The organism is Streptosporangium sandarakinum, assembly GCF_013409935.1.
GTDB classification, from domain to species: Bacteria; Actinomycetota; Actinomycetes; order Streptosporangiales; family Streptosporangiaceae; genus Streptosporangium; species Streptosporangium nondiastaticum.
The window spans coordinates 1,415,886-1,437,643 of the sequence record NZ_JACCCO010000003.1 but is presented as its reverse complement, the minus strand read 5'-3'; the positions used below and the strand labels follow the sequence as shown (position 1 = coordinate 1,437,643).

At 72.1% G+C, this 21,758-nt stretch carries 20 protein-coding genes and 1 pseudogene; 14 read left to right on the top strand and 7 right to left on the bottom strand.

The genetic code is table 11. The features are described 5' to 3' along the window. Positions 1-134: 134 nt before the first annotated feature. From HDA43_RS32655 to HDA43_RS32635, 5 genes are all read right to left on the bottom strand, one after another. Positions 135-1,550 (bottom strand): DUF2254 family protein, encoded by a 1,416-nt coding sequence (locus tag HDA43_RS32655; RefSeq protein WP_179828443.1) that lies wholly within the window; start codon positions 1,548-1,550, stop codon positions 135-137. A gap of 136 nt (positions 1,551-1,686) precedes the next feature. Beyond that, positions 1,687-3,351, bottom strand: a complete 1,665-nt coding sequence (locus tag HDA43_RS32650) for a catalase (RefSeq protein ID WP_179828440.1) — start codon at positions 3,349-3,351, stop codon at positions 1,687-1,689. A 167-nt stretch (positions 3,352-3,518) separates the two neighbouring features. Beyond that, positions 3,519-3,911: a ChaB family protein gene (locus HDA43_RS32645; RefSeq protein WP_179828439.1), complete on the bottom strand. Its 393-nt coding sequence runs from the start codon at positions 3,909-3,911 to the stop codon at positions 3,519-3,521. Between the two features lie 160 nt (positions 3,912-4,071). Next, entirely contained in the window at positions 4,072-5,166 is a 1,095-nt protein-coding gene (locus HDA43_RS32640; RefSeq protein WP_179828437.1) for a DNA topoisomerase IB, read from the bottom strand. A gap of 285 nt (positions 5,167-5,451) precedes the next feature. After that, complete coding sequence (locus HDA43_RS32635; RefSeq protein WP_179828435.1) at positions 5,452-6,222, bottom strand: hypothetical protein; 771 nt, start codon at positions 6,220-6,222, stop codon at positions 5,452-5,454. A gap of 123 nt (positions 6,223-6,345) precedes the next feature. On the opposite strand from HDA43_RS32635, the gene HDA43_RS32630 reads away from it, so the two are divergent. The 8 genes from HDA43_RS32630 (at position 6,346) to HDA43_RS32595 (ending at position 13,967) form a co-directional block, all read left to right on the top strand. Next, complete coding sequence (locus tag HDA43_RS32630; RefSeq protein WP_179828433.1) at positions 6,346-7,350, top strand: AAA family ATPase; 1,005 nt, start codon at positions 6,346-6,348, stop codon at positions 7,348-7,350. Between the two features lie 337 nt (positions 7,351-7,687). Continuing rightward, positions 7,688-8,632, top strand: coding sequence for a DUF58 domain-containing protein (locus HDA43_RS32625; RefSeq protein ID WP_179828431.1), 945 nt, complete (start codon positions 7,688-7,690; stop codon positions 8,630-8,632). Then, complete coding sequence (locus HDA43_RS32620; RefSeq protein ID WP_179828429.1) at positions 8,629-9,576, top strand: VWA domain-containing protein; 948 nt, start codon at positions 8,629-8,631, stop codon at positions 9,574-9,576. Before HDA43_RS32625 ends, HDA43_RS32620 begins: the two co-directional genes overlap by 4 nt. A 115-nt stretch (positions 9,577-9,691) precedes the next feature. Then, a complete protein-coding gene (locus HDA43_RS32615) occupies positions 9,692-10,303 on the top strand; it encodes a class I SAM-dependent methyltransferase (RefSeq protein ID WP_179828427.1) in 612 nt (203 codons plus the stop codon). 122 nt (positions 10,304-10,425) lie between these two features. Then, positions 10,426-10,986: an RNA methyltransferase gene (locus HDA43_RS32610; protein ID WP_179828425.1), complete on the top strand. Its 561-nt coding sequence runs from the start codon at positions 10,426-10,428 to the stop codon at positions 10,984-10,986. Positions 10,987-11,165: 179 nt separating this feature from the next. Then, positions 11,166-11,963, top strand: a complete 798-nt coding sequence (locus HDA43_RS32605) for a glycerophosphodiester phosphodiesterase family protein (protein ID WP_179828423.1) — start codon at positions 11,166-11,168, stop codon at positions 11,961-11,963. Positions 11,964-12,115: 152 nt separating this feature from the next. Then, positions 12,116-13,477 carry an MFS transporter gene (locus HDA43_RS32600; protein ID WP_179828421.1) on the top strand — a complete coding sequence of 454 codons (1,362 nt, stop codon included), beginning with the start codon at positions 12,116-12,118 and terminating at the stop codon, positions 13,475-13,477. A 145-nt stretch (positions 13,478-13,622) separates the two neighbouring features. Beyond that, a complete protein-coding gene (locus HDA43_RS32595; RefSeq protein WP_179828419.1) occupies positions 13,623-13,967 on the top strand; it encodes an RNA polymerase-binding protein RbpA in 345 nt (114 codons plus the stop codon). Between the two features lie 336 nt (positions 13,968-14,303). On the opposite strand, the pseudogene HDA43_RS36805 reads toward HDA43_RS32595, so the two are convergent. Next, a pseudogene (locus HDA43_RS36805) lies at positions 14,304-14,744 on the bottom strand (NAD(P)-dependent oxidoreductase); the annotation flags it as partial. 94 nt (positions 14,745-14,838) lie between these two features. Here HDA43_RS36805 and HDA43_RS32585 point away from each other — a divergent pair. From HDA43_RS32585 to HDA43_RS32570, 4 genes are all read left to right on the top strand, one after another. Continuing rightward, positions 14,839-15,549 carry a TetR/AcrR family transcriptional regulator gene (locus HDA43_RS32585; RefSeq protein WP_179828417.1) on the top strand — a complete coding sequence of 237 codons (711 nt, stop codon included), beginning with the start codon at positions 14,839-14,841 and terminating at the stop codon, positions 15,547-15,549. Between the two features lie 342 nt (positions 15,550-15,891). After that, positions 15,892-16,707, top strand: coding sequence for an isocitrate lyase/PEP mutase family protein (locus tag HDA43_RS32580; protein WP_179828415.1), 816 nt, complete (start codon positions 15,892-15,894; stop codon positions 16,705-16,707). A 62-nt stretch (positions 16,708-16,769) separates the two neighbouring features. Next, positions 16,770-17,432: an NAD(P)H-binding protein gene (locus HDA43_RS32575; protein ID WP_179828413.1), complete on the top strand. Its 663-nt coding sequence runs from the start codon at positions 16,770-16,772 to the stop codon at positions 17,430-17,432. Positions 17,433-17,590: 158 nt separating this feature from the next. Further along, on the top strand, positions 17,591-18,031 hold the full coding sequence (locus HDA43_RS32570) for a type II toxin-antitoxin system PemK/MazF family toxin (protein ID WP_179828411.1): 441 nt from the start codon (positions 17,591-17,593) through the stop codon (positions 18,029-18,031). A gap of 155 nt (positions 18,032-18,186) precedes the next feature. Here HDA43_RS32570 and HDA43_RS32565 read toward each other — a convergent pair whose 3' ends face one another. After that, positions 18,187-19,092 carry an NAD(P)/FAD-dependent oxidoreductase gene (locus HDA43_RS32565; protein ID WP_179828409.1) on the bottom strand — a complete coding sequence of 302 codons (906 nt, stop codon included), beginning with the start codon at positions 19,090-19,092 and terminating at the stop codon, positions 18,187-18,189. Between the two features lie 289 nt (positions 19,093-19,381). Between HDA43_RS32565 and HDA43_RS32560 the strand changes: the two genes are divergently transcribed. Then, complete coding sequence (locus HDA43_RS32560; RefSeq protein ID WP_179828406.1) at positions 19,382-20,137, top strand: DUF3152 domain-containing protein; 756 nt, start codon at positions 19,382-19,384, stop codon at positions 20,135-20,137. A gap of 134 nt (positions 20,138-20,271) precedes the next feature. Further along, on the top strand, positions 20,272-21,612 hold the full coding sequence (gdhA, locus tag HDA43_RS32555; RefSeq protein ID WP_179828404.1) for an NADP-specific glutamate dehydrogenase: 1,341 nt from the start codon (positions 20,272-20,274) through the stop codon (positions 21,610-21,612). The last annotated feature ends 146 nt before the right edge of the window (positions 21,613-21,758 follow it).

The window sequence follows — 21,758 nt, the reverse complement described above, 5'->3', positions numbered from 1 at the left end:
AGATGAAAGGCGTGATGATTCGCAACTTGGCTTCTGGCTCGCGTGCCCACGGGAGATACATTCATACCTTTTAAGGCGAAAAATCGCGTTACTTTGCCAGCTGTTTCCCTGCCCCGCCGCTCACGCCCCGCCGCTCAGCGGAACCGGAAGGACAGCGGGCCGGTCGGCGTCGAGTCGTCGAGGGAGTCGAGCATGTCCCCCTCCTCCCCGAGGCCGCTCTCCCGAGCCAGGCGCGGGCCCATCTCCCGCACCTCGTCGGCCAGGTCCTCCCGGCCGATCTCGTCCAGCGTGGCCCGCAGCTTGGCCAGGCCGTGCCCCATCTCCACACTCGCCACGTGCGACAGCGTCGCGGGCAGCGCCCGTTGCAGGCTCCTGACCGCCACGTCGCGGTCCCGGCCCTCCAGCTGCGGCAGGATGTCGGCGAGGGTGGACAGCGCCGCGGCGCACGTCTGGTGCTGCCGGGAGGAGGTGCTCACCACCACCAGGTCCACCAGCGCGGTGACGATCCGCCGCTGCGCCACGTCCTCGTAGACCACCGGCAACGGCCCGCCGTACAGCTCGGCGTCGGGCACGCCCGCCGCCGCCCACCGGGCCGACAGGTCGCGCAGGGCCCCGATCGCCGCCACCGCCACGTCGGGGTTCTGCCGGGTGGAATTGGCGGCCCAGGCGACGTGGCCGAGCTGCTCGACGGCGTGGTCGGGGTCGACGCCGGCGTTGCGGGACCGGTCGATCATGACGCAGGACAGGATGTTGCCGGCGACGTGGGCACGGCGGCCGGCGTCCCCGCCCCGGATGTGGGCGACGATGTCGCCGTAGGCGAGCAGGTCGCCGATCCGCACCCGGAACTCCACCTCGATCTCCTCCCCGGTGCCGCGCAGCAGGTCCTGCAGGCGGGCCGTGCTGATGTCGATCACGTACCCCGTCTCGCGGGTGGTCACCGAGGTCGGCTCGCCGTCCAGCGTCCGCCTGCGGCGGGAGCGGGCCACCAGCGGCATCTGGCGCAGCCTGGCCCGGATGGCGAGGTCCTGGATCGAACGCACCACGGAGGTGGGCCGCATCTGGTCGATCACGCCGTAGCCCATGAACACCAGCAGGACCAGCGCCCCGGCGGCCAGTACGACCGCCAGCATCGCCCCCACCCCGATCCACTCCGGGCGCGAGACGGCCATCACGAGATAGGTGAAGGTCGCACAGCCCGCGAAGTAGCCGAAGTACGCCTGGTTGGCCCTGCGCCGCAGGAACTGGTCGAAGACCACCGGCGCGACCGAGGTGGACGTGTGGGAGATCGCCACCAGCAGCGCCGACAGCGTGAGCGTGGTCACCGTCACCAGACCGGAGGCGATCACGCTCAGCATCCTGAGCAGGTTGGCGTGCGGGAACAGCCGGAGGAAGAGGTCGTGCACGGCCCCGTGCGACCTCGACAGGGCGATGTCGGCGAAGACGGACACCGCGGCCAGCCCGACGAACCCGAGCACCATCAGCAGCGGTGTGAACAGGAACTCCGTCGCTGACAGCCGCCAGCGGACCCGCAGGTCCTGGGCGGGAGGCACGAACCTCTGGAGATGGGGGGCTTCGGGCACCGTGATCGACTGCCCCGGCGCAATGGCGGCAAACGCCGTAGAACCCCGTAGAACCCGCGAAAACCGGCGCCCGGACTCCGCGTCCGGGCGCCGAATCCGGCGGCCGTCAGGCCGTCTCGGCCATCCGCGCCCGCTCGTTGGGCACGCCGTGCGTCATCTTCAGGCCGCTCACGTCACGCGGCCCGTTCTTGCCCAGGTTGGACAGCCGGCCCAGCTCCTCCTCGCTCAGGTTCTGGGTCGCCAGCGGCTCCAGGTGGGCGACGTCCTCCGGCCCGATGCCCAGCCCCTCGCCGACGCGCAGGCCCAGGTCGTCGTCGACCATCAGGAAGTGCCAGACCATGCGCTCCTGGATGGGACGCTCGGCCTGCGACAGCAAGGTGACGAAGTTCAGCACCAGGTCGTCGCGCTCCCACTGCTCCATCAGCGCGTAGCGCTGACCGGCCTGGGTGTAGTCGTTGGTCCGCGGGATGCGCTTGCGGGTCAGCCGCCCGGAGACGACCGGCCCCTGCTCGTCGCGGGTCGGGTACTGCGCCTCACGCAGCCCGCCGGTGATGGACGGCTCGTAGTTGACGTGCGGGTTCTCCCCCTCGCCGTCGACGTAGTAGGTCATCTGGCCGTCTCGCTGGTTGGTCCGCACCTTGGCGTTCTTCGCCTGGTTCACCGGCAGCTGCAGGTAGTTCGGCCCAACCCGGTAGCGCTGGGTGTCGCTGTAGGAGAACGTCCGGCCGACCAGCATCTTGTCGTCGGAGAAGTCGAGCCCGTCGACCAGCACGCCGGTACCGAAGGAGATCTGCTCGTTCTCGGCGAAGTTGTTCTGCACACTGCGGTTGAGGACCATCCGGCCGACCGGCAGCGCCGGGAACTCGTTCTCCGGCCAGACCTTGGTGTCGTCCAGCGGGTCGAAGTCCAGCTCGGGATGCTCGTCGTCCGACATGATCTGCACCAGCAGCTCCCACTCGGGGAACTCACCGCGGTCGATGGAGTCGCGCAGGTCCTTGGTGGCGTGGCCCAGTTCCTTGGCCTGCACGGCCGCCGCGTCCGCCACCGTCATGCTCCGCACGCCCTGCTTGGGCATCCAGTGATACTTCACCAGGTGCGTCACACCCTCGGCGTTGACCCACTTGTAGGTGTTGACCCCGAAGCCCTGCATGTGCCGGTAGTCGGCCGGGATGCCCCGCGGGCTGAACAGGTTCACCAGCATGTGCATGCACTCCGGCGTCTGCGACATGAAGTCGAAGATCCGGTTGGGCTCCTGCCGGAACGTCACCGGGTCCGGCTTGAGCGCGTGGATCACGTCGGGGAACTTGATGGCGTCCCGGATGAAGAAGACGGCCAGGTTGTTGCCGACGAGGTCCCAGTTGCCGTCCTCGGTGTAGAACTTCACCGCGAACCCGCGCGGGTCGCGCGCCGCCTCCGAGGAGTCGCGACCGCCGATCACCGTGGAGAAACGCACGGCGACGTCGGTGCGCTTGCCCGCCTCCTGGAAGAGCTTCGCCCTGGTGAACCGGCTGATCGGCTCGTCACCCAGCTTGCCGTACGCCTCGAAGAAGCCGTAGGCGGTCGTCCCCCGGGCGTGCACCACCCGCTCCGGGATGCGCTCCCGGTCGAAGTGGCTGATCTTCTCCAGGAACTGGTAGTTCTCCAGGGTCGCCGGGCCCCGCGCGCCGATCGTGCGCTGATTCTGGTTGTCATAGACCGGGTGTCCCTGCCGATTCGTCAGCGTCGGGCGCTCATCACCCGGCTGCGACCCCATGCTCGACACGTCCGTCATGACGTCATTCCCTTCCGTGTCGCGATCACTTCGGCGTACCGAGCCTGTCGGCACACGAGGTCCCCATATCCGGCGGTGTGTGATTTATAGCGGGGAAGGAAAAGAATCTCCGTAACATGGAGACCCGCGTGAACGGTACGCGGCCGTCACGCGGGCATCCGATTCCCTCAGCGGGACTTCGCCGTGGCCCTCCGATTGGCCTTCTTGATCGCGTCCACCAGCTCCTCCTTGCTCATCGAGGAGCGTCCGGGCACATCCAGGCGCTTGGCGACCTCGTACAGGTGCTGCTTGGACGCCTTGGCGTCGACCCCCTCGGCGGTCTTGCCGCGCTTCGGAGTGCTCTTGGCCGCCTGGGAGTCGGAGGGCCCCTTGCGGGACTTCTCCTCCCAGTGGTCGCCGACCTTCTCGAAGGAGTGCTTCAGCGCCGCGAACGCCGTACGATGCGCCCGCTCCCCCTCACCGTAGGTCTCCACCGCCGAGTCATGGGCCTTGCTCCAGGTCTCCTGCGCCTTCTTGGGAGAACGCTGGATGGTGGACGGCATTTCCTTCCGTGCCGGCATCGGAATCACCTCTCTCCCTCGTTCACCGGCTCCCTGCCCGCGTCACCGCCTTTCATGCGACCCCGGCCTTCACGTGACTCTCGGCCTTCACGCGTCCTTCGGGCTTCACGCGTCCTTGTGGCCTTCACGCGTCCTTCGGGCTTCATGTGTCCTTCGGCTTTCACACGGCCCCGACCTTCGCGCGACCCTCGGTTTTCACGCGGCCCCTGCGCCGGCCGCCCCCGCGCCGCGCCTTTCCCCGGGAGCCCTCCCGGGCCGAGTCCCGCAGCAGGGAGATCACCGCCTGCTCCACGCCACCGTGCGTGGCCAGCTGCCCGAAAGCGGCGTCGGCGCCGAGCTTTCCGAGCGCGGGCCCGATGGTCCGGCCCCTCTCGTAGGCCTCGATGACACGCGGGTCGATGTACGAGACGCGGGCGACGGCCGGGGTGTTGCCCAGGTAGCCCGCCACCTCGTTCACCACCCGGCTGATCGCCCGCCTCCGGCCGGTCCTGGACCGGGCGCGGGCGGAGACCGCCAGGCCCACGGCGGCCAGGACCGTCCCGTGCCAGGTACGGAAGTCCTTCGCCGACACCTCGGTCTCCAGCGTCTCGCGCAGGTAGGCGTTAATGTCGTCGCTGCGCACGTCCACCCAGCGGGAACCGTCCCGGTAGCGCAGCAACTCCCCCTCCTCCGCGGCCCGGTGCAGGGCGGTGACCACCTTGCACACGTCCGCGTCCATGATCTCCACCTCCCGCTGCTTGCCGCCCTTGGCCGGGTAGGAACAGACGACGTGGCCCGCCGAGCAGGTGGCGTGCTCCATCCGGAGCGTGGCCAGCCCGAACGACTCGTACGCCTCCCCGCCGACCCGGAAGAAGCCGATGTCGAGCATCCGGGCCGCGGCCGCCATCACCCGCTCACGCGTCAGCCCCCGCTGCCCCAGATGCTCGGCGACCCGCTCACGGAACTTGGGCAGCCGCTCGGCCATCTCCAGCACCCGGTCGAACTTCAGCCGGTCCTGCTCCCTGCGCCAGTCGTCGTGGTAGCGGTACTGGCGGCGCCCCGCGGTGTCGGTGCCCACCGCCTGGATGTGCCCGTCGGACCATCGGCAGATCCACACGTCGGTCCAGGCGGGCGGGAGCACCAGCGCCCGGATCCGGTCGAGGGTAAGGCGGTCGCGCACGGGCCTGCCGTCGGAATAGTGGTAGCTGAACCCGCGGCCCCTGCGCCGCCGTACGATGCCTGGTTCCGCGGGATTGCTCTGGCGAAGTTCGGTCACGGCGGTTTCCCTACCCTGCTCATGGCGACGCTGCGCGTCGCGGCTCGGGGGCTCAGACCCGGCGCCTTCCCTCGTCGTTCACTCGCTACGCTCGCTCTCTCCTCAGTCCAGACACCGGCGCCCCCTCACGGGCTCATGGCGACGCTGCGCGTCGCGGCTCGGGGGCTCAAGCCCGGCGCCTTCCCTCGTCACTCCGCCGCTCCGCGACTGCGTTCCTCAGTCCAGACACCGGCGCCCCCTCGCGGCTCTCATCGGTCCAGGCACCGGTGGCCCCTCGCTGTGTTCTCAGATGGGGGCGCCGTCGTCCTCGTCGCCCTCCCGGGGGCCCGGGGTCCCCGTACCGCTCTGCGAGGGGGACGGCGACGGCGACACGGTGGGCCGGTTGGGGTCCGGGGTGCCCGGGACCGGCGGCGGGGTCGGCACGAACACCGTCGCCGGCAGCGGCCTGCGCGGCGTCTGCGCCTCGCCCTCGGCGCGCAGCAGCAGCCACGCCATCACCACCGTCATCACCAGCAGAACGGTCAGCACCACCCCGGCCAGGACCACCGACCGGCGGGGCTCGGTCGGCGGCGGGGCGGGCTTCGGCGGGCCGGGAAGCGCGGGCACGCGGTCGCTCACCCAGTACGGCGCGAAGTCCGGGCCGTGCCGCTCACCGATCAGCATGCCGCGCACCAGCACCGGCTCCAGGAACCGCTCGGCGCCCGCCCGGGACGGCTCGTACGGCGTGGCCACCCACGGTGCGCTCCCGCCGTTCATCCCGAGCACCGGCGGCGCGTCGGCGGCGAGCGCGGTCCTGCCCCTGGTGGCCCTGACCACCCACCCCCGCACGACCGAACGACCGGACGCGGCCTCGCGGATCGCGGCGACGAACCTGTCACGGGCCGCCGGATCCAGCGCCGCTCCCCGGGTCAGCACCGCGACCGAGACCGCCCTGCCGTCGGGGGCCTGCCCGAGGTAGACGAGCCCGGCCGGCCCCGCCCACAGGCGGGCTCGAAGGACGAAGGGCCCGAGATGGGGCGGATCACCGTACTGGAGCGGACTGGCCACGACTGCCATGAAAGCACACGCCCGCCGCCGCACGCGGCCCGCGCGAGCCGCGGGCGGCGGGCCACGCGGAGACCGGGGGAAATACCCCCGCCCAGCCGTGCGGCGCGGGTTTTCATTTGGTGGAATGTCACCATGACCGTCGCCGAAGAACTGCCGCGCGAGATCGACACCGGACTGCTGCGCGAGGCCCTCGCCGAGGTGCGGCGGGTCATCGTGGGTCAGGAGCACATGGTGGAGCGACTGCTGGTCGCGCTCCTCGCCCGCGGGCACTGCCTGCTGGAGGGCGTGCCGGGCGTCGCCAAGACCCTGGCCGCCTCGACGCTGGCCACCGTGGTGGGCGGTGACTTCGCGCGCATCCAGTTCACCCCTGACCTGGTGCCCAGCGACATCGTCGGGACGCGCGTCTACCACCCGTCACGGGAGTCCTTCGACATCGAGCTCGGCCCGGTGTTCGTCAACTTCCTGCTCGCCGACGAGATCAACCGCGCCCCCGCTAAGGTGCAGTCCGCGCTGCTGGAGGTCATGGCCGAGCGGCAGGTCACCCTCGCCGGCCGGACGCATCCCCTGCCGCGGCCCTTCATCGTGCTCGCCACCCAGAACCCGATCGAGTCCGAGGGCGTCTACCAGCTCCCGGAGGTCCAGCGCGACCGGTTCCTCTTCAAGATCCGTGTCTCCCATCCCAGCGCCCAGGAGGAGCTGGAGATCCTGCACCGCATGAGCGTCACCCCGCCCGCCCCCAAGGCGGTGCTGGACCCCGGGCGGCTGATGGGGCTGCAGGCCATGGCCGACCGGGTCTCGGTGCACCAGCTCGTCGCCGACTACGTCGTCCGGCTGGTCATGGCCACCCGCTCACCCGCCGAGTACGGCCTGGCCGACCTGGCGGAGAGCGTCGAGGTCGGCGTCAGTCCCCGCGCCACCCTCGGCCTGGTCGCCGCCGGACGCGGCCTGGCCCTGCTCCGGGGCCGCGACTACCTGCTGCCCGACGACATCCGCGACGTGGCCGTGGACGTGATGTCCCACCGGCTGATGCTCACCTTCGACGCCCTCGCCGACGGCGTGGACCCCGACGACGTCGTCAGACGCATCCTCGCCGCCGTCCCCCCACCCCTGGTCGTCTGGAACCAACCCGCCCGATGACCGCGAGGGGGCGCCGGTGTCCGGACCGAGGAGAGCCGCGAGGGGGCGCCGGTGTCTGGACCGAGGAACGCAGGAGCGCAGCGACGAAGTGACGAGGGAAGACACCGGGCAAGAGCCCCCGAGCCGCGACACGAAGTGTCGCCATGAACACAGCGAGGGGGCGCCGGTGTCTGGACCGAGGAACGCAGGAGCGGAGCGACGGAGTGACGAGGGAAGACACCGGACATGAGCCCCCGAGCCGCGACACGAAGTGTCGCCATGAACAGGGAGCGCAGCGAGTGAACGACGAGGGAAGACACCGGGCTCCAGCCCCCGAGCCGCGACGCGCAGCGTCGCCATGAACACAGAACAGGCTCTGCGGCGATTGGAGTTGACGATCGTCCGGCGGTTGGACGGGTTGCTGCACGGTTCCTACGAGGGGCTCATCCCGGGTCCGGGCAGCGAGGCCGGTGACAGCCGCGTCTACGTCCCCGGTGAGGACGACATCCGCCGCATGGACTGGGCGGTGACCGCCCGCACGGGCGTCCCGCATGTGCGGGACCTGATCGCCGACCGGGAGCTGGAGACCTGGGCGCTGGCCGACCTGTCGCCCAGCATGGACTTCGGCACCGCCGTCATGGAGAAACGCGACCTCGTGGTCGCCGCGATCGGCGCGATCGGCTTCCTGGCCGGGCGGATCGGCGACCGCTTCGGCGCCTACGTCCTGCACGACGAGCACATCCACCGGATGCCCGCCAGGAGCGGCCGTCCCGCCCTCTATGGGCTGCTGCACTCGCTGGCGGAGGCCCCCCGGGGCCGCCCCGTCGCCGACGCCCCCGACCTGGCCGAGGCGGTCGAGGTGCTCGCCTCGGTACGGCGCCGCCGCGGGCTGCGAGTGATCGTCTCCGACTTCCTGGGCGCCGAACCCGTCCTCGATCCGCGTCTGGAGCCGCCCTGGGAGCGGCCGATGCGCCGGCTGGCCGCCCGCCACCAGGTGCTGGCCGTCGAGGTGATCGACCCGCGTGAGCTGGAGCTGCCCGGGGTGGGGCTGGTGAGCCTCGTCGATCCCGAGACCGGGCGGACCCGCGAGGTCCGGCTCACCGGCAGGCTGCGGGCGGCCTACGCCGAGGCGGCCGCCGCCCAGCGCGCGGCGACCCGCGCGTCGCTGCGCCGCTGCGGAGTGGCGCACCTGGTGCTGCGGACCGACCGCGACTGGATCTTCGACATCGCCCAGTTCGTCCTGCGGCAGCGGCGCACGGCGCACCTGGCGCACCGGCATCCGACGTCAGGAGTGGCACGGTGACCTTCCTCTCTCCGGCCTGGCTGTGGCTGTTCGCCGCGCTGGCGCTGGTCGTGGCGGGCTACGTGGCCGCCCAGTTCGCCCGCCGGCGTCACGCCGTGCGCTTCACCAACCTGCCGCTGCTGGCGCTGGTGGCGCCGGCCGGGCCCGGCTGGCGACGGCACGTCGCCCCCACGCTGTTCCTGCTGATGATGTCCCTGCTGGTCCTGGGCGCGGCCCGGCCGGCCGACTCGGTGCGGGTCCCGCGCGACCGTGCCACCATCATCATCGCGCTGGACGTCTCGCTGTCGATGGAGGCGGGCGACGTCGCACCCAGCCGGATCACCGCCGCCAAGCAGGCCGCGCAGAAGTTCGTCAGGGACCTGCCCGAGCGGTTCAACGTCGGGGTGGTCGCCTTCGCCCGCTCCGCCTCGGTCGTGGTCTCCCCCACCACCGACCATCAGGCGGTCAACACCTCCATCGGCAACCTCAGCACCCGGGCCGGAACCGCGATCGGGGAGGCGGTGTTCAATTCGCTCGACGCCGTCCGCTCCTTCGACCAGCAGGCGGTCACCGATCCGCCGCCCGCCGCGGTCGTGCTGCTGTCCGACGGCGACAACACCTCCGGCCGTACGGTGGCCGAGGCGGTCGAGGCGGCGGCCTCCGCCCGGGTGCCGGTGTCGACGATCGCCTACGGCACGCAGGACGGCACCGTCACGATCGACGGCCGCGACGTCAACGTCCCGGTGAACAAGGCGACCCTGCAGAGTCTGGCGGAGGGCACCGGCGGCCGTGCCTACGAGGCGGAGTCGGGCAGCCAGCTCCGGGAGGTCTACGAGCAGATCGGCACCTCGCTCGGCTACCAGACGGTCGAGCAGGAGGTCACCCAGTGGTTCGTGGTGGCGGCGGCGCTGACCGGCATGGCGGTCGCCGCGGCCTCGATGCTGCTGGGCACGCGGCTGCCCTGACCCGGCCGCCTCCCGGCCGTGGCCGCTCCCCGCCCCGGACTCCGGGCGGCCCGCGACGGGTCCCGGGGACGCGGCCGCCCCGGCGCGGTCCCGGGCGTTGGTAACGTTCTACGACGTGGCACATTACTTCGAGGAGCGTCCCGAGACCGCCAGCCGTCCCGGCTCGGTCACGCTCGTGCTCCCCGACCTTCACCTGAGGATGGAGACCGACAGCGGGGTCTTCTCCCCCGAACGGGTCGACCAGGGCACCCGGATCCTGCTGGAGACCGTGCCGCCTCCCCCGGCCGAGGGCGACCTGCTGGATCTCGGCTGCGGCTACGGCCCGATCGCCCTGACCATGGCCTCCCGCGCGCCCGCCGCGACCGTCTGGGCCGTCGACGTCAACCGCAGGTCGGTCGACCTGTGCGCCAGGAACGCCCAGAGCGCAGGCCTTGACAAAGTAAGGTCAGTGCATGTCGACGAGGTCCCGCCGGAGGTGCGGTTCCGGGCCATCTGGTCCAACCCCGCCATCCGCATCGGCAAGGCCGCGATGCACGAGATGCTGACCCGCTGGCTGTCGCGGCTCACCCCCGACGGCGTCGCCCACCTCGTGGTCCAGAAGCACCTGGGGTCCGACTCGCTGCAGCGCTGGCTGAACGAGCAGGGCTGGCCCGCCACCCGCGCGGCCTCCCGCTCCTCCTACCGGGTCCTCAGGGTCGAGGCCCGCCCCGCGGACCGGAAGGGCTGAGACCCGCCCCGGCGGGGCCCCGCCTCCCCCGGGCGCCGGCCGTACGGCCCGGTGACGAACGACCCCGGCGAGCCGCGGCGCGCCCGGGTGAACCACGACGAACGAGGAACGGTGAACGAACGATGACCGCGAATCCGCGCAGGCAGCTGCGGCAGACGGACGTCAAGCGGCTCAACCGCACCTGGCGCAGGCACACCGAGGGGAGGCTCGCCCTGATCGTGGAGTCGGTGACCGGCCCGTTCAACATCGGCTCGATCTTCCGTACGGCCGCCGCCTTCGGGGTGGGGCACGTCTGGCTGGCGGGCAACGCCACTCCCCCGACCAACCCCAAGGCGCAGAAGACCGCGCTGGGCACCGACCGCCTGGTGGCGTGGGACGAGCCGGTCCCCGTCCTGGAAGCGGTGCGGGCCGCGAAGGACGACGGCTTCAGGGTGATCGCGGTCGAGCTGACCGGGGACGCGGTGCCGCTGCACGAGGCGAAGCTCGACGGCGACGTGTGCCTGGTGGTGGGCAGCGAGGACCACGGCTGCTCCCCGGCGCTGCTGGAGGCAGCCGACGGCGTCTGCTACATCCCGCAGGTCGGCCGGGTGGGCTCGTTCAACGTGGGGGTGGCCACCGCGATCGCGGTGGCCGAGGCCCGCCGCCAGGAATGGGCCGCGAAGGGCATGCCCGCCGGGAACTGAGCCCCGCTCCCGGCGCGGCGCGTCCGGGAACCGGCCCCCTGGCGGGCGAAGCCGGCTCCCGCGGCGTCCGGCGCCGCGGGCACGCGGCCACGGGCGCCCGCCGTTTCACCGGGGCCACCGCGAACGTTCACCGCCCGTCCCGGTGACGCGCCCCGCCCTCAGGCGGCATACTCCTGCACGTGCAGCGCCGTTACGCCTTCCTCGACCATCCCGGCCCGCTCGCCTTCGCCCATCGGGGCGGGGCGGCCGAGGGCCGGGAGAACAGCCACGCCGCGTTCGCCCGCGCCGTGGAGCTCGGCTACACCTACCTGGAGACCGACGCCCACGCGACCGCCGACGGGGTGCTGCTGGCCTTCCACGACCACACCCTCGACCGGGTGACCGACCGGCGCGGCCGGATCTCCGACCTGCCCTACCGGGTGGTCCGGCAGGCGCGGATCGGCGGGACCGAGGAGATCCCGCTCCTTGAGGACCTGCTGGGCTCCTGGCCCGGGGTGCGGTTCAACATCGACGTCAAGGAGACCTCGTCCATCGGGCCGCTGGCCCGGGTGATCAGGCGGACCAACGCCTACGACCGGGTCTGTGTCACCTCCTTCTCGGAGGAGCGGCTGGCCCGGGCCCGCGCCGCGATCGGCCGCGACGTGTGCTCCTCGCTCGGCCCGCTCGGCGTGATGTCGCTGCGCGCCGCCTCCTCCACCACCCGCTACGGCCGGCTGCTGGCCCGCCTGGCCCGCGCCGGGGTGCCGTGCGCCCAGGTCCCGCTGGGCTTCCGCGGTCTGCGGGTCACCACGCCCGCCCTGATCCGCACCGCGCACGCCCTGGGCATGCAGATCCACGTGTGGACCATCAACGACACCGGCGAGATGGATCGCCTGCTCGATCTCGGCGTGGACGGCGTGATGACGGACAACATCTCCGGTCTGCGCCGGGTGCTGGAGGAACGGGGCCTGTGGCACCCGGCGGGCCTGCCCGTCTGAACGCCCCGGCCGCCCGTCCGAACGGCCCGCCGCCCATCCGAACACCCCCCACCGCCCACCCGAGAGTCCCGGCCACCCGTCCGAACGGCCCGGCATCCACGGCCTTCCCGATCTTCCAGTTCCAGCCTCCCCCCAGTGAACCGAGGACCGTCATGACCGCCGAAAAGGTCACCGAGGACCTTTCCCCGTCCCCGAACCGCCTGCGCGAGCAACGCGGCTGGTACTTCTACGACTGGGCGAACTCCGCCTTCCCCACCACGGTCCTGACCGTCTTCCTGGGCCCGTACCTGACGACGATCGCCGAGACCGCCGCCGCGGGCCGGCCGTACGTGGACGTGCTCTGGTTCGACGTGCGGCCCAGCGCCTACTACTCCTTCGTGGTGGGTTTCTCGGCCGTTCTGCAGATCTTCCTGATGCCCGTCGCCGGGGCCCTGGCCGACCACACGGGCCGCAAGCGGGAGATCATGGGCCTGTTCGCCTACCTCGGCGCCGGGGCCACCGTCTGCTTCTGGTTCCTGTCGGGCGACCGCTACCTGCTGGGCGGCGCGCTGTTCGTGATGGCCAGCGTCTCGTTCTCGGCGGCGTTCGTCGTCTACAACTCGTTCCTGCCGGAGATCGCCGCGCCGGACGAGCGCGACCGGGTCTCGGCCATGGGCTGGGGCTTCGGCTACCTCGGCGGCGGCCTGCTGCTCGCCGTCCATCTGGGCCTGTTCCTCTACCACGACGCCTTCCACGTGACGGAGGGCGACGCCGTACGGCTGGCGCTGGCGTCGGCGGGCCTGTGGTGGGGCGGGTTCACCGTCATCCCGATGCTGCGGCTGCGCAACCGGCGCGCGCTCGCCCGGGGCTCCGAGAGCGTGGGCCGGGCCGTCACCGGCACCTTCCGCCAGCTCGGCCGCACGATCGTGGAGCTGCGCCGATACCCGCTGTCGCTGGCGTTCCTGGTGGCCTACCTGATCTACAACGACGGCGTGCAGACCGTCATCTCCTTCTCGGCCACCTACGCCGACAAGGAGCTCGGGCTGGGCCAGACCGTGCGGATCGGGGCGATCCTGATGGTGCAGTTCGTCGCCTTCGGCGGCGCGCTGCTGCTCGGCCGGCTGGCCGCCTCCTACGGCGCCAAGCGCGTCGTGCTGGCCGCACTGGTCGCCTGGACCGGCGTGGTGGCCGTGGCCTACTTCCTGCCCAAGGGGGCGGCCCTGCCGTTCTTCGCGCTCGGCTTCGCCATCGCGATCGTGATGGGCGGCACGCAGGCCCTGTCGCGGTCGCTGTTCTCGCACGTGATCCCGGCGGGCAAGGAGGCGGAGTACTACAGCCTGTACGAGATCAGCGACAAGGGCTCGACGTTCCTCGGGTCGTTCACCCTGGGCCTGGCGCTGCAGCTCACCGACAGCTACCGGCTCGGCATCGTCTCGCTGGTCATTTTCTTCGTGGTGGGTTTCGTCCTGCTCGCCGCGGTGAACCTGCCCCGGGCGATCCGCGCGGCGGGCAACCAGGTGCCCGAACGCCTCTGAGACATCTTCCCAAAAGCGCATCGCAGACCCGGCAAGGAACGCGCGATTGGATCTCCTCGTGTGTGGGAATCCACACACGGTATCAAGCGTTGTACGCCGTGGGAGACAAACCCCTCACGACGGGGCCCTCAGGAGGCATTGAGACATGGGCGAGCGTGCGCTACGCGGTACCCGACTCGGGGCGACCAGCTACGAGAACGACCGCAACACCGATCTGGCTCCGCGCCAGGAGGTGTCCTACATTTGCCCGAAGGGCCATCGGTTCGACGTCCCGCTCGCCGCCGAGGCCGAGATCCCGGCGACGTGGGAGTGCCGCATGTGCGGCGCGAACGCCCTGCGGGTGGACGGTGAGCTCCCGGAGGCCAAGAAGGCCAAGCCGCCGCGGACGCACTGGGACATGCTGCTGGAGCGTCGCACGATCGAGGACCTTGAGGAGGTGCTCAACGAGCGCTTGGCGATCCTGCGCGCCCAGCGCCGCAAGAGCGCCTGATCCGACGACCTGACGCGAGACCCCCGGCCCACGGCGAGGGCGCCGGGGGTCTCGTGCTGTCCGGGCAGGGCGGACGGATCCGGCCGGTTCAGTAGCCGATGGTGAAGCGCCGCTGGACGAAGCGGGGTAGTTCCGCCTCGTCGATGAGTGCGACGGCGGCGTCCTCGGAGGAGATGCGGCTGCGTCCGGCGGCGTCGAGGACCGGCTGGTCTCCCCCGATCCGGAACCGTCCGGTGCGGCGGCCGGGGGCGATCTCCTCGGCCGGACTGAACGGTTGGAGGCGCGCAGGACGTTCAGGGCGTCCCGATGCCCGCGCACGGCGGCGGCGTACTCCCTCGGCAGTCCCGCCCGGTCGAGGCTCTCGTGCAGGAGTTCGTCGGAGTCCGCCCGTACGAGGCCGGGCTCGACCTCCAGGCTGCCGGCACCGCCGATCACGATCAGCCGGGTCCGGGGGTGGCTCTCCAGCGCCTTGAGCAGTGCTCGGGCGGCGGCGGCGTAGACCGTGGGATCGGCGATCGAACGCGACACGGTGTCGGCGAAGTCGGCAGCGGCGTTTCCGGGCTGGTATCCGCTGATCAGGACGTCCAGTCCGGGCAGGACCGCGGCGATGCTCCCGGCATCGAGGACGTCGATGTTCTCCCAGACGATGTTCTCCCGCTCCTCGTCGATCCGGGTGGCGTCGCGGGTGAGCGCTGTGACGTGGTGCCCCCGGTGGAGGGCTTCGGTGACGACGCGGCTTCCGATACCGCCCGTGGCTCCGATGACTCCGATGCGCATGGATTCTCCCCTGTTCTCTGCGTGGCGTGAGGAGACCATACGGCGTGAAGTTAATGCACGCCACGCAAATCAGTGACAGGGTAGAGTGACTGTCGTGGGAAGCGCGGGAGGACGTCGCGAACGGCTGCGGGCCGAGACGACAACGGAGATCAAGCAGGTCGCGCTCAGGCTGATGGCCGCGGGCGGTCCCGACGCGATCACGCTGCGGGCCATCGCCCGCGAGATGGGCATGACCGCCAACGCGATCTACGGTTACTTCGCCACCCGCGACGACCTGGTGACCACGCTGATCAACGAGCTCTACACCGCGCTGGCCGACGCCGTGGACGCCGCGTGGGCCGAGGCTCCCGCGGCGCATCCGGCCGATCGGATCCAGGCGTGGGCGCGGGCCTTCCGGGGGTGGGCCCTGGCCAATCCCGAGGGTTTCCGCCTCATCTACGGCGACCCGGTGCCCGGCTACCAGGCACCCGAGGGCGGCGCCGCCCCGGATGCCGCGCACCGGGTCTGCACGGGCATCGCCGCCCTCGCCGACGCCGCCTGGCCGCACACCGGACGTCTTCACGCGCGCAGCGACTTCCAGTGGTCCGACTTCGACGCCGGACTGCTCGGCAAGGTCCGTCCGGCGTTCCCCGAACTGCCTCCGGCCGGCGTGGCACTCGCGCTGCGCATCTGGGGCCACCTGCACGGCCTGGTATCGCTGGAGATCTACGGGCACCTGCGCACCCAGACGGTCAACCCCGACAAGCTCTTCCACGAAGAACTGACCCAGCTCGTCCGGTCACTGGGCATCGAACCCGAGGGGTGACGGCCCTCGGCGCCTCCGGAGTCGGTCGCGGCCCCGGCGACCCGCGACCGGGACACCGCGTTCACCACGCGGCCGGGGCCGCCTCCCTCGGCGAGCACTCGGTGGACGCCGGCCACGGACGGGTGCCTGCCCCGGTTCCTCCCGGTGGGACGACCGTACGGGCAGGCGACCGGCGGTCATACGCCCGGCGTACGGCCGGCGGTCATACGGCGGGCGGCGAGCTTCCGGGCAGCGGGCGTCCAGGGGGCGAGCGTCCGGGTCCGGGGGGCGCGGTAATGGCCCGGTCCGGTGACGTGGAATCGGCTCTGGGGCCCGGCCTCTCCGGTCCTCTAGGGTCGGATCATGACCATCGCCGAGGACACGACGAACGACCGGCCCGCCCCCGGCAGGGCCGCGGCGCTGCGCGCGCTGCACGTGCCGGGGGACCCCCTGGTGCTGCCCAACGTCTGGGACGCCGCCTCGGCCCGGATCGTGGCGGCGGCGGGCTTCCCGGCCGTCGCCACCGGCAGCGCCGCGGCCGCCCCGGTGCTCGGGTACGACGACGGGGAGACGGCCCCGGCCGCGGAGATGCTGGCCGCGACCGCCCGGATCGTCCGCGCGGTGGCCGTCCCGGTCACCGCCGACCTGGAGCGCGGCTACGGCCTGGCGCCCGCGGAGCTGGTGGAACGGCTCGCCGCGACCGGCGCCGCCGGCTGCAACCTGGAGGACTCCGACCCGCGCACCGGCGAGATGATCGACGCCGCCGAGCAGACCGTCTTCCTCGCGGCCGTCCGCTCCGCCGCCTCCGCCGCGGGCGTGGACCTGGTGATCAACGCGCGGGTCGACGTCTACCACCACGGCTCCGGCTCCCCCGCCGAACGGCTCGCCGAGGCCGTACGGCGGGGCCGCGAGTACCTGGCGGCCGGCGCCGACTGCGTCTACCCGATCTCCGTCTCCGAGCCCGCCGACATCGGCGCGCTGGCCGAGGGGATCGGCGGCCCGATCAACATCATGTTCCGCCCCGGCACGCCGTCACTGGCCGAGCTGGCCGGGCTCGGGGTCGCCCGCGTCAGCTTCGGCCCCGGTCTGCACCGGGCCGCGCAGGAGCACACCGCGCGACTGGTCGCGGCGATCCGGGAGGGCCGCAGCCCCTACGACCCGGAGTTCTCCGGGCGGTGACAGGCGCGTCCTCCGGGGTACGACGAGCCGTATTTCCACGACGTGTGTCAGAGGAGGCTCATATGCGTACGGTCATCGCCGGTGGCCACGGGAAGATCGGGCTGCGGCTGGGGCGGCTGCTCGCCGGGCGGGGGGACGAGGTCGTCAGCCTGATCCGCGACCCGGCGCAGGAGGACGACGTCCGCGGGACCGGGGCCGAGCCCGTCGTGTGCGACCTGGAGAAGGCGGGGGTGGAGGAGGTGGCCGCCCTCCTCGCCGGGGCGGACGCCGCGGTGTTCGCCGCCGGGGCCGGGGCGGGCAGCGGCGTGCCGCGCAAGGACACCGTCGACCGCGCGGCCGCGGTCCTGCTGGCCGAGGCGGCCGAGCGCGCCGGGGTCCGCCGCCTCGTCCAGATCTCCTCGATGGGGGCCGGGCAGCCGCCCCAGCCGGGCAGCGACGAGGTCTGGGCGGCGTACATCGACGCGAAGACCGCCGCCGAGAACGACCTGCAGGGCCGCCGCGACCTCGACTGGACGATCCTGCGTCCCGGGACGCTGACCGACGATCCCGGAACCGGGCGCGTCACGCTGTCGCACCCGCCGGTGCCGCCCGGGCGGGTGTCCCGCGACGACGTCGCCGCGGTCATCGTAGAGCTGCTCGACACCCCCGGCCCCCACCGCCACATCGTGGAACTCGTCAGTGGCGACGTCCCCGTCGCCGACGCCGTCCGCGGCCTGGCCTCCTGACCGCCCGCCGGGACCGGGCGGGCCGATCGCGTCCGAGCGGATTCTGGCGGATTCTGGCGGATTCGGGCGGGTCCGGGCAGTCAGGACAGTCCGGCCGGACGTCCCCCTCGGCCCGCCCCCGGCGACTCCGCCGGGGGCGGGGTCATTAGGATGTCCGGATGCGTGATCTCGGTGAGGACCCGCGGCCGGCCCGGGGGGCGGTCCGCGAGGTCTACGGCGTGGACCGGACGGCGACCCTCGACTACTCCCCCGATCTGGACGGCCTGGCCGACCCGGGTGAGATCGTGTGGGCCTGGGTCCCCTACGAGGAGGACCCGGACCGGGGCAAGGACCGGCCGCTGCTGATCGTCGGCCGCCACCGGCGCCGCCTGCTGGCGATGATGCTGTCCAGCCACGGCGACGACGACCCCCGCGAGTGGCTGGAGCTGGGCGCGGGTTCCTGGGACCGCGACGGCCGGGTCTCCTACCTGCGGCTGGACCGCGTCTTCGCGCTTGGGGAGGATGACATCCGCCGCGAGGGGGCGGTCCTCGACCCGGCCCGCTTCGCCCGCGTCGCCGCCGCCCTCGGCAGGATCCACGGCTGGTCCGTCGCCCGCTGACGACCGGCCGTCCCGCCGGCCGGGACCGGGGGGTCGCGGCCGGGTGACCCCGGGGGATCCGCGGCCGGGTGACCCCGGACCGGGTGTCGCGGTCCGCCGGTGCCCGGCGGGCGGGCGGCGCGCGGTCCGGTTCCGGCCGGGACCGGTCAGGGCGTCTAGGCGGGCTCCACCGCCCAGGCGCCGCAGGCGTCGGAGATCATCGTGAAGGCCGCGACCGATCCGGCCGCGGCCGATTCGATCGCCGCCTGCGAGTCGGTGATGAGGTCTCCGGCGGCGTACAGGCCGGGCACGTTGGTGCGGCGGCACTCGTCGGTCTTGACGTAGCCGTCGCCGCCGAGCACCAGGCCCAGCCGCTCGGCCAGGCGCGTGATCAGCGGGACGGGCCGCTGGCCCGGCTGCCACAGCAGGGTCTGCCGTTCGACGAGCATGCCGTCCTCCAGCTCGACCGCGTGCAACCTGCCGCCGGTGTGGTGGAGCCTGCGGATCCTGCCCTCGACGACCCTGGCCTCGGGGACCGGCTCGGGCAGGGCGCCGTCGGCCAGGACGATCACGTCGTGGCTCCAGGCGGAGAAGCCCGCGGCGGCCGTCCTGGCGAAACCGGGGTCGGAGGTGACCACGCCCCAGGCGCGGTCCCGGTTCTCCCAGCCGACGCAGAACGGGCAGTGGATGACCGTCCTGCCCCAGCACTCGTCGAACCCCTCCACCTCGGGGCGGACGTCGATCACTCCGGTGGCGAGGAGCACCTGGCGCGCCCACAGCGGACCGCGGCGGTCGGACAGGACGGTGAAGCCTCCCTCGGGGTCGGGGATCACGTCGGTCGCGGTGGTCTCGTACATGTCGGCCATGCCGTACCGCGCCAGGTCTGTCCAGGCGCGGCGGCGGTACTCGTCGGGGGTGAGGCCGTCGAGGCCGACGATGCCGTGCACTCCCCTGGAGGGGGCGTTGCGCGGTGGTCGCCTCGTCTCCAGGACCGCCACCCGGCGCACCGAGCGGCCCAGCGTCATGGCCGCCGTCAGCCCGGCCGGCCCGCCGCCGATGATCGCCGCGTCGTAGTGCTGCACGGCGTGCTCCTTTCCGCCGGATCCACCGGCTCGGATCCGGTGCCTCCCGGTCCGCCGCCTCCTCCGCGGGCTCGCTGCGGCCCACCGGGCGGGGACCCGCTTCCATGACCGTCTGCCTGGCAGTACCCCGGAACCCTGGCGGTACCCAGGAACTCGGGCGGTACCCCGGAACCGGGCCGGGAGTCGCCGGCCGCCCGCGTGGGCCTCCCGGCTGATCGCTGACGGCGGGAGGTAATAAGGTTTACGGCCTATGTCCAGGAAGGTACAATTTTATGACCGCAAACCTTTTGTGGGCTTTCTTGCCCTCAGTATTTCAGCGACGCTGCTGGCCGGCGGCGCCACCCTGCTGAGCGGTCGTCTCGAACCGGTCCCGGACACACCCGGCACATCCGAGGCCCTGCCCCGGGTGCCGGTGACCCCCACCCCGCCCCCCGCGCCGACGGCGTCGCCGCGGTCGTCCCCCGGAACGGACCGTCCCTTCCTCCTGGCCAACGGCCGCCGGCAGCCGCAGCGGATGAAGGTGCCGGCCTCGGCGGGTGGCCGCTACGCCGTCGTGGGCGGCGGGGCCGAGCCGCCGGCGGGCGGCAGAGGACGGGTAATCCGCTACATCGTCGAGGTCGAGCGCGGCCTGCCGTTCGACGGGCGGGAGTTCGCCGATGCCGTGCACCGGACCCTGAACGACTCGCGGAGCTGGGGGTTCCGGTTCAAGCGCGTGGCGCGCGGGCCGGTGGAGATCCGGGTGTCGCTGTCCAGCCCCGCGATGACCGACCGGCAGTGCCTGCCGATGATCACCAACGGCATGCTGTCCTGCTGGAACGGCAGACGCGCGGTGATCAACGCCATGCGGTGGAACCAGGGCGTGCGGGGCTACAGGGGCGACGTCGCCACCTACCGGGAGTACGTCATCAACCACGAGGTGGGCCACGGCCTCGGCCACGGCCACACGCCGTGCCCCGGGCGCGGCCGGCGGGCCCCGGTGATGCTCCAGCAGACCAAGTCGCTGTACGGCTGCCGCCCGAACGCCTGGCCCTCCCCGGGCCGCTGACCGGCCTTCGGCGCCTGGCCGGCCGCCCCGCGGGCCCTCCCCGCGGGGCGGCCGGCCTCCGAAGATCAGCGGATCCGCGTCGCCTACTCTTGGCAGAGATCACTGTGATCGCTGCCAACACGAGGGGACGAGCGATGCTGCACGAAAGACTGGCGTCGATCTACGATAACGTTCTGAGCCGCAACCCGGGTGAGATCGAGTTCCACCAGGCCGTTCGCGAGGTGCTGGAGAGCATTGGACCGGTGCTCGCCAAGCATCCCGAATACGCCGAATCCAAGATCATTGAGCGCATCTGCGAGCCGGAGCGCCAGATCATCTTCCGCGTGCCGTGGGAGGACGACCGGGGCGAGGTGCAGATCAACCGGGGTTTCCGGGTGGAGTTCAACAGCGCGCTGGGCCCCTACAAGGGCGGCCTGCGCTTCCACCCCTCGGTCTACCTCGGCATCGTGAAGTTCCTCGGCTTCGAGCAGATATTCAAGAACGCGCTGACCGGCCTGCCCATCGGCGGCGGCAAGGGGGGTTCCGACTTCGACCCCAAGGGCCGCTCCGCGCGTGAGGTGATGCGTTTCTGCCAGAGCTTCATGACCGAGCTCTACCGCCACATCGGCGAGTACACCGACGTCCCGGCCGGTGACATCGGGGTCGGGCAGCGCGAGGTCGGCTACCTGTTCGGCCAGTACAAGCGGATCACCAACCGCTACGAGTCGGGGGTGATCACCGGCAAGGGGCTCAGCTACGGCGGCGCGCAGGTGCGGACCGAGGCGACCGGCTACGGCTGCGCGTTCTTCGTGGAGGAGATGCTGAAGGCGCGCGGCACGTCGTTCGACGGCCGGCGCGTCGTGGTGTCCGGGGCCGGCAACGTCGCCCTCTACACGATCGAGAAGGTGGAGCAGCTCGGCGGCGTGGTGGTCGCCTGCTCGGACTCCTCCGGATACGTCCTCGACGAGAAGGGCATCGACCTCGCGCTGCTCAAGCAGGTCAAGGAGGTCGAGCGCAGGCAGCTGGACGCCTACGCCGAGCGCCGCGGCGGGGCGCTCTTCATGGCCGGCCGCTCCGTGTGGGAGGTGCCGTGCGAGGTGGCGATGCCGTCGGCCACCCAGAACGAGATCACCGGGCGTGACGCCGAGGCCCTGGTGGGGGGAGGCTGCATCGCGGTGGGCGAGGGCGCCAACATGCCCACATCCCCGGAGGGGATCCGGGTCTTCCAGGAGGCGGGGGTGGCCTTCGGTCCCGGCAAGGCGGCCAACGCGGGCGGCGTGGCCACCAGCGCGCTGGAGATGCAGCAGAACGCCAGCCGCGACTCCTGGAGCTTCGAGTTCTCCGAGCAGCGCCTGCGGGAGATCATGTGCGACATCCACGCCCGCTGCCTGGAGACCGCCGACGAGTACGGCATGCCGGGCGACTACGTGGCCGGGGCCAACATCGGCGGGTTCAAGCAGGTCGCGGACGCGATGCTGTCGCTCGGCCTGATCTGAGGCCGCATCCGCCCCGCACGGGGCCTCCCCGCGTGGGGCTTCCCGGCGTAGGGCCTCCCAGCGCGGGTGGATCCCAGCGCGGGTGGATCCCGCCGGGCCGGTACCCGGTCCGGGCGGTCCCGCCGGGCCGCCGCCCGGTCCGGCGG

What these genes read in the sequence shown, in the direction of transcription:
- HDA43_RS32595 (WP_179828419.1), top strand. Translation starts at nt 13,623, where the DNA reads ATGGGCGAGCGTGCGCTACGCGGTACCCGACTCGGGGCGACCAGCTAC.
- HDA43_RS32570 (WP_179828411.1), top strand. Translation starts at nt 17,591, where the DNA reads ATGCGTGATCTCGGTGAGGACCCGCGGCCGGCCCGGGGGGCGGTCCGC.
- HDA43_RS32610 (WP_179828425.1), top strand. Translation starts at nt 10,426, where the DNA reads ATGACCGCGAATCCGCGCAGGCAGCTGCGGCAGACGGACGTCAAGCGG.
- gdhA (WP_179828404.1), top strand. Translation starts at nt 20,272, where the DNA reads ATGCTGCACGAAAGACTGGCGTCGATCTACGATAACGTTCTGAGCCGC.
- HDA43_RS32625 (WP_179828431.1), top strand. Translation starts at nt 7,688, where the DNA reads ATGAACACAGAACAGGCTCTGCGGCGATTGGAGTTGACGATCGTCCGG.
- HDA43_RS32575 (WP_179828413.1), top strand. Translation starts at nt 16,770, where the DNA reads ATGCGTACGGTCATCGCCGGTGGCCACGGGAAGATCGGGCTGCGGCTG.
- HDA43_RS32630 (WP_179828433.1), top strand. Translation starts at nt 6,346, where the DNA reads ATGACCGTCGCCGAAGAACTGCCGCGCGAGATCGACACCGGACTGCTG.
- HDA43_RS32645 (WP_179828439.1), bottom strand. Translation starts at nt 3,911, where the DNA reads ATGCCGGCACGGAAGGAAATGCCGTCCACCATCCAGCGTTCTCCCAAG.
- HDA43_RS32635 (WP_179828435.1), bottom strand. Translation starts at nt 6,222, where the DNA reads ATGGCAGTCGTGGCCAGTCCGCTCCAGTACGGTGATCCGCCCCATCTC.
- HDA43_RS32600 (WP_179828421.1), top strand. Translation starts at nt 12,116, where the DNA reads ATGACCGCCGAAAAGGTCACCGAGGACCTTTCCCCGTCCCCGAACCGC.
- HDA43_RS32650 (WP_179828440.1), bottom strand. Translation starts at nt 3,351, where the DNA reads ATGACGGACGTGTCGAGCATGGGGTCGCAGCCGGGTGATGAGCGCCCG.
- HDA43_RS32580 (WP_179828415.1), top strand. Translation starts at nt 15,892, where the DNA reads ATGACCATCGCCGAGGACACGACGAACGACCGGCCCGCCCCCGGCAGG.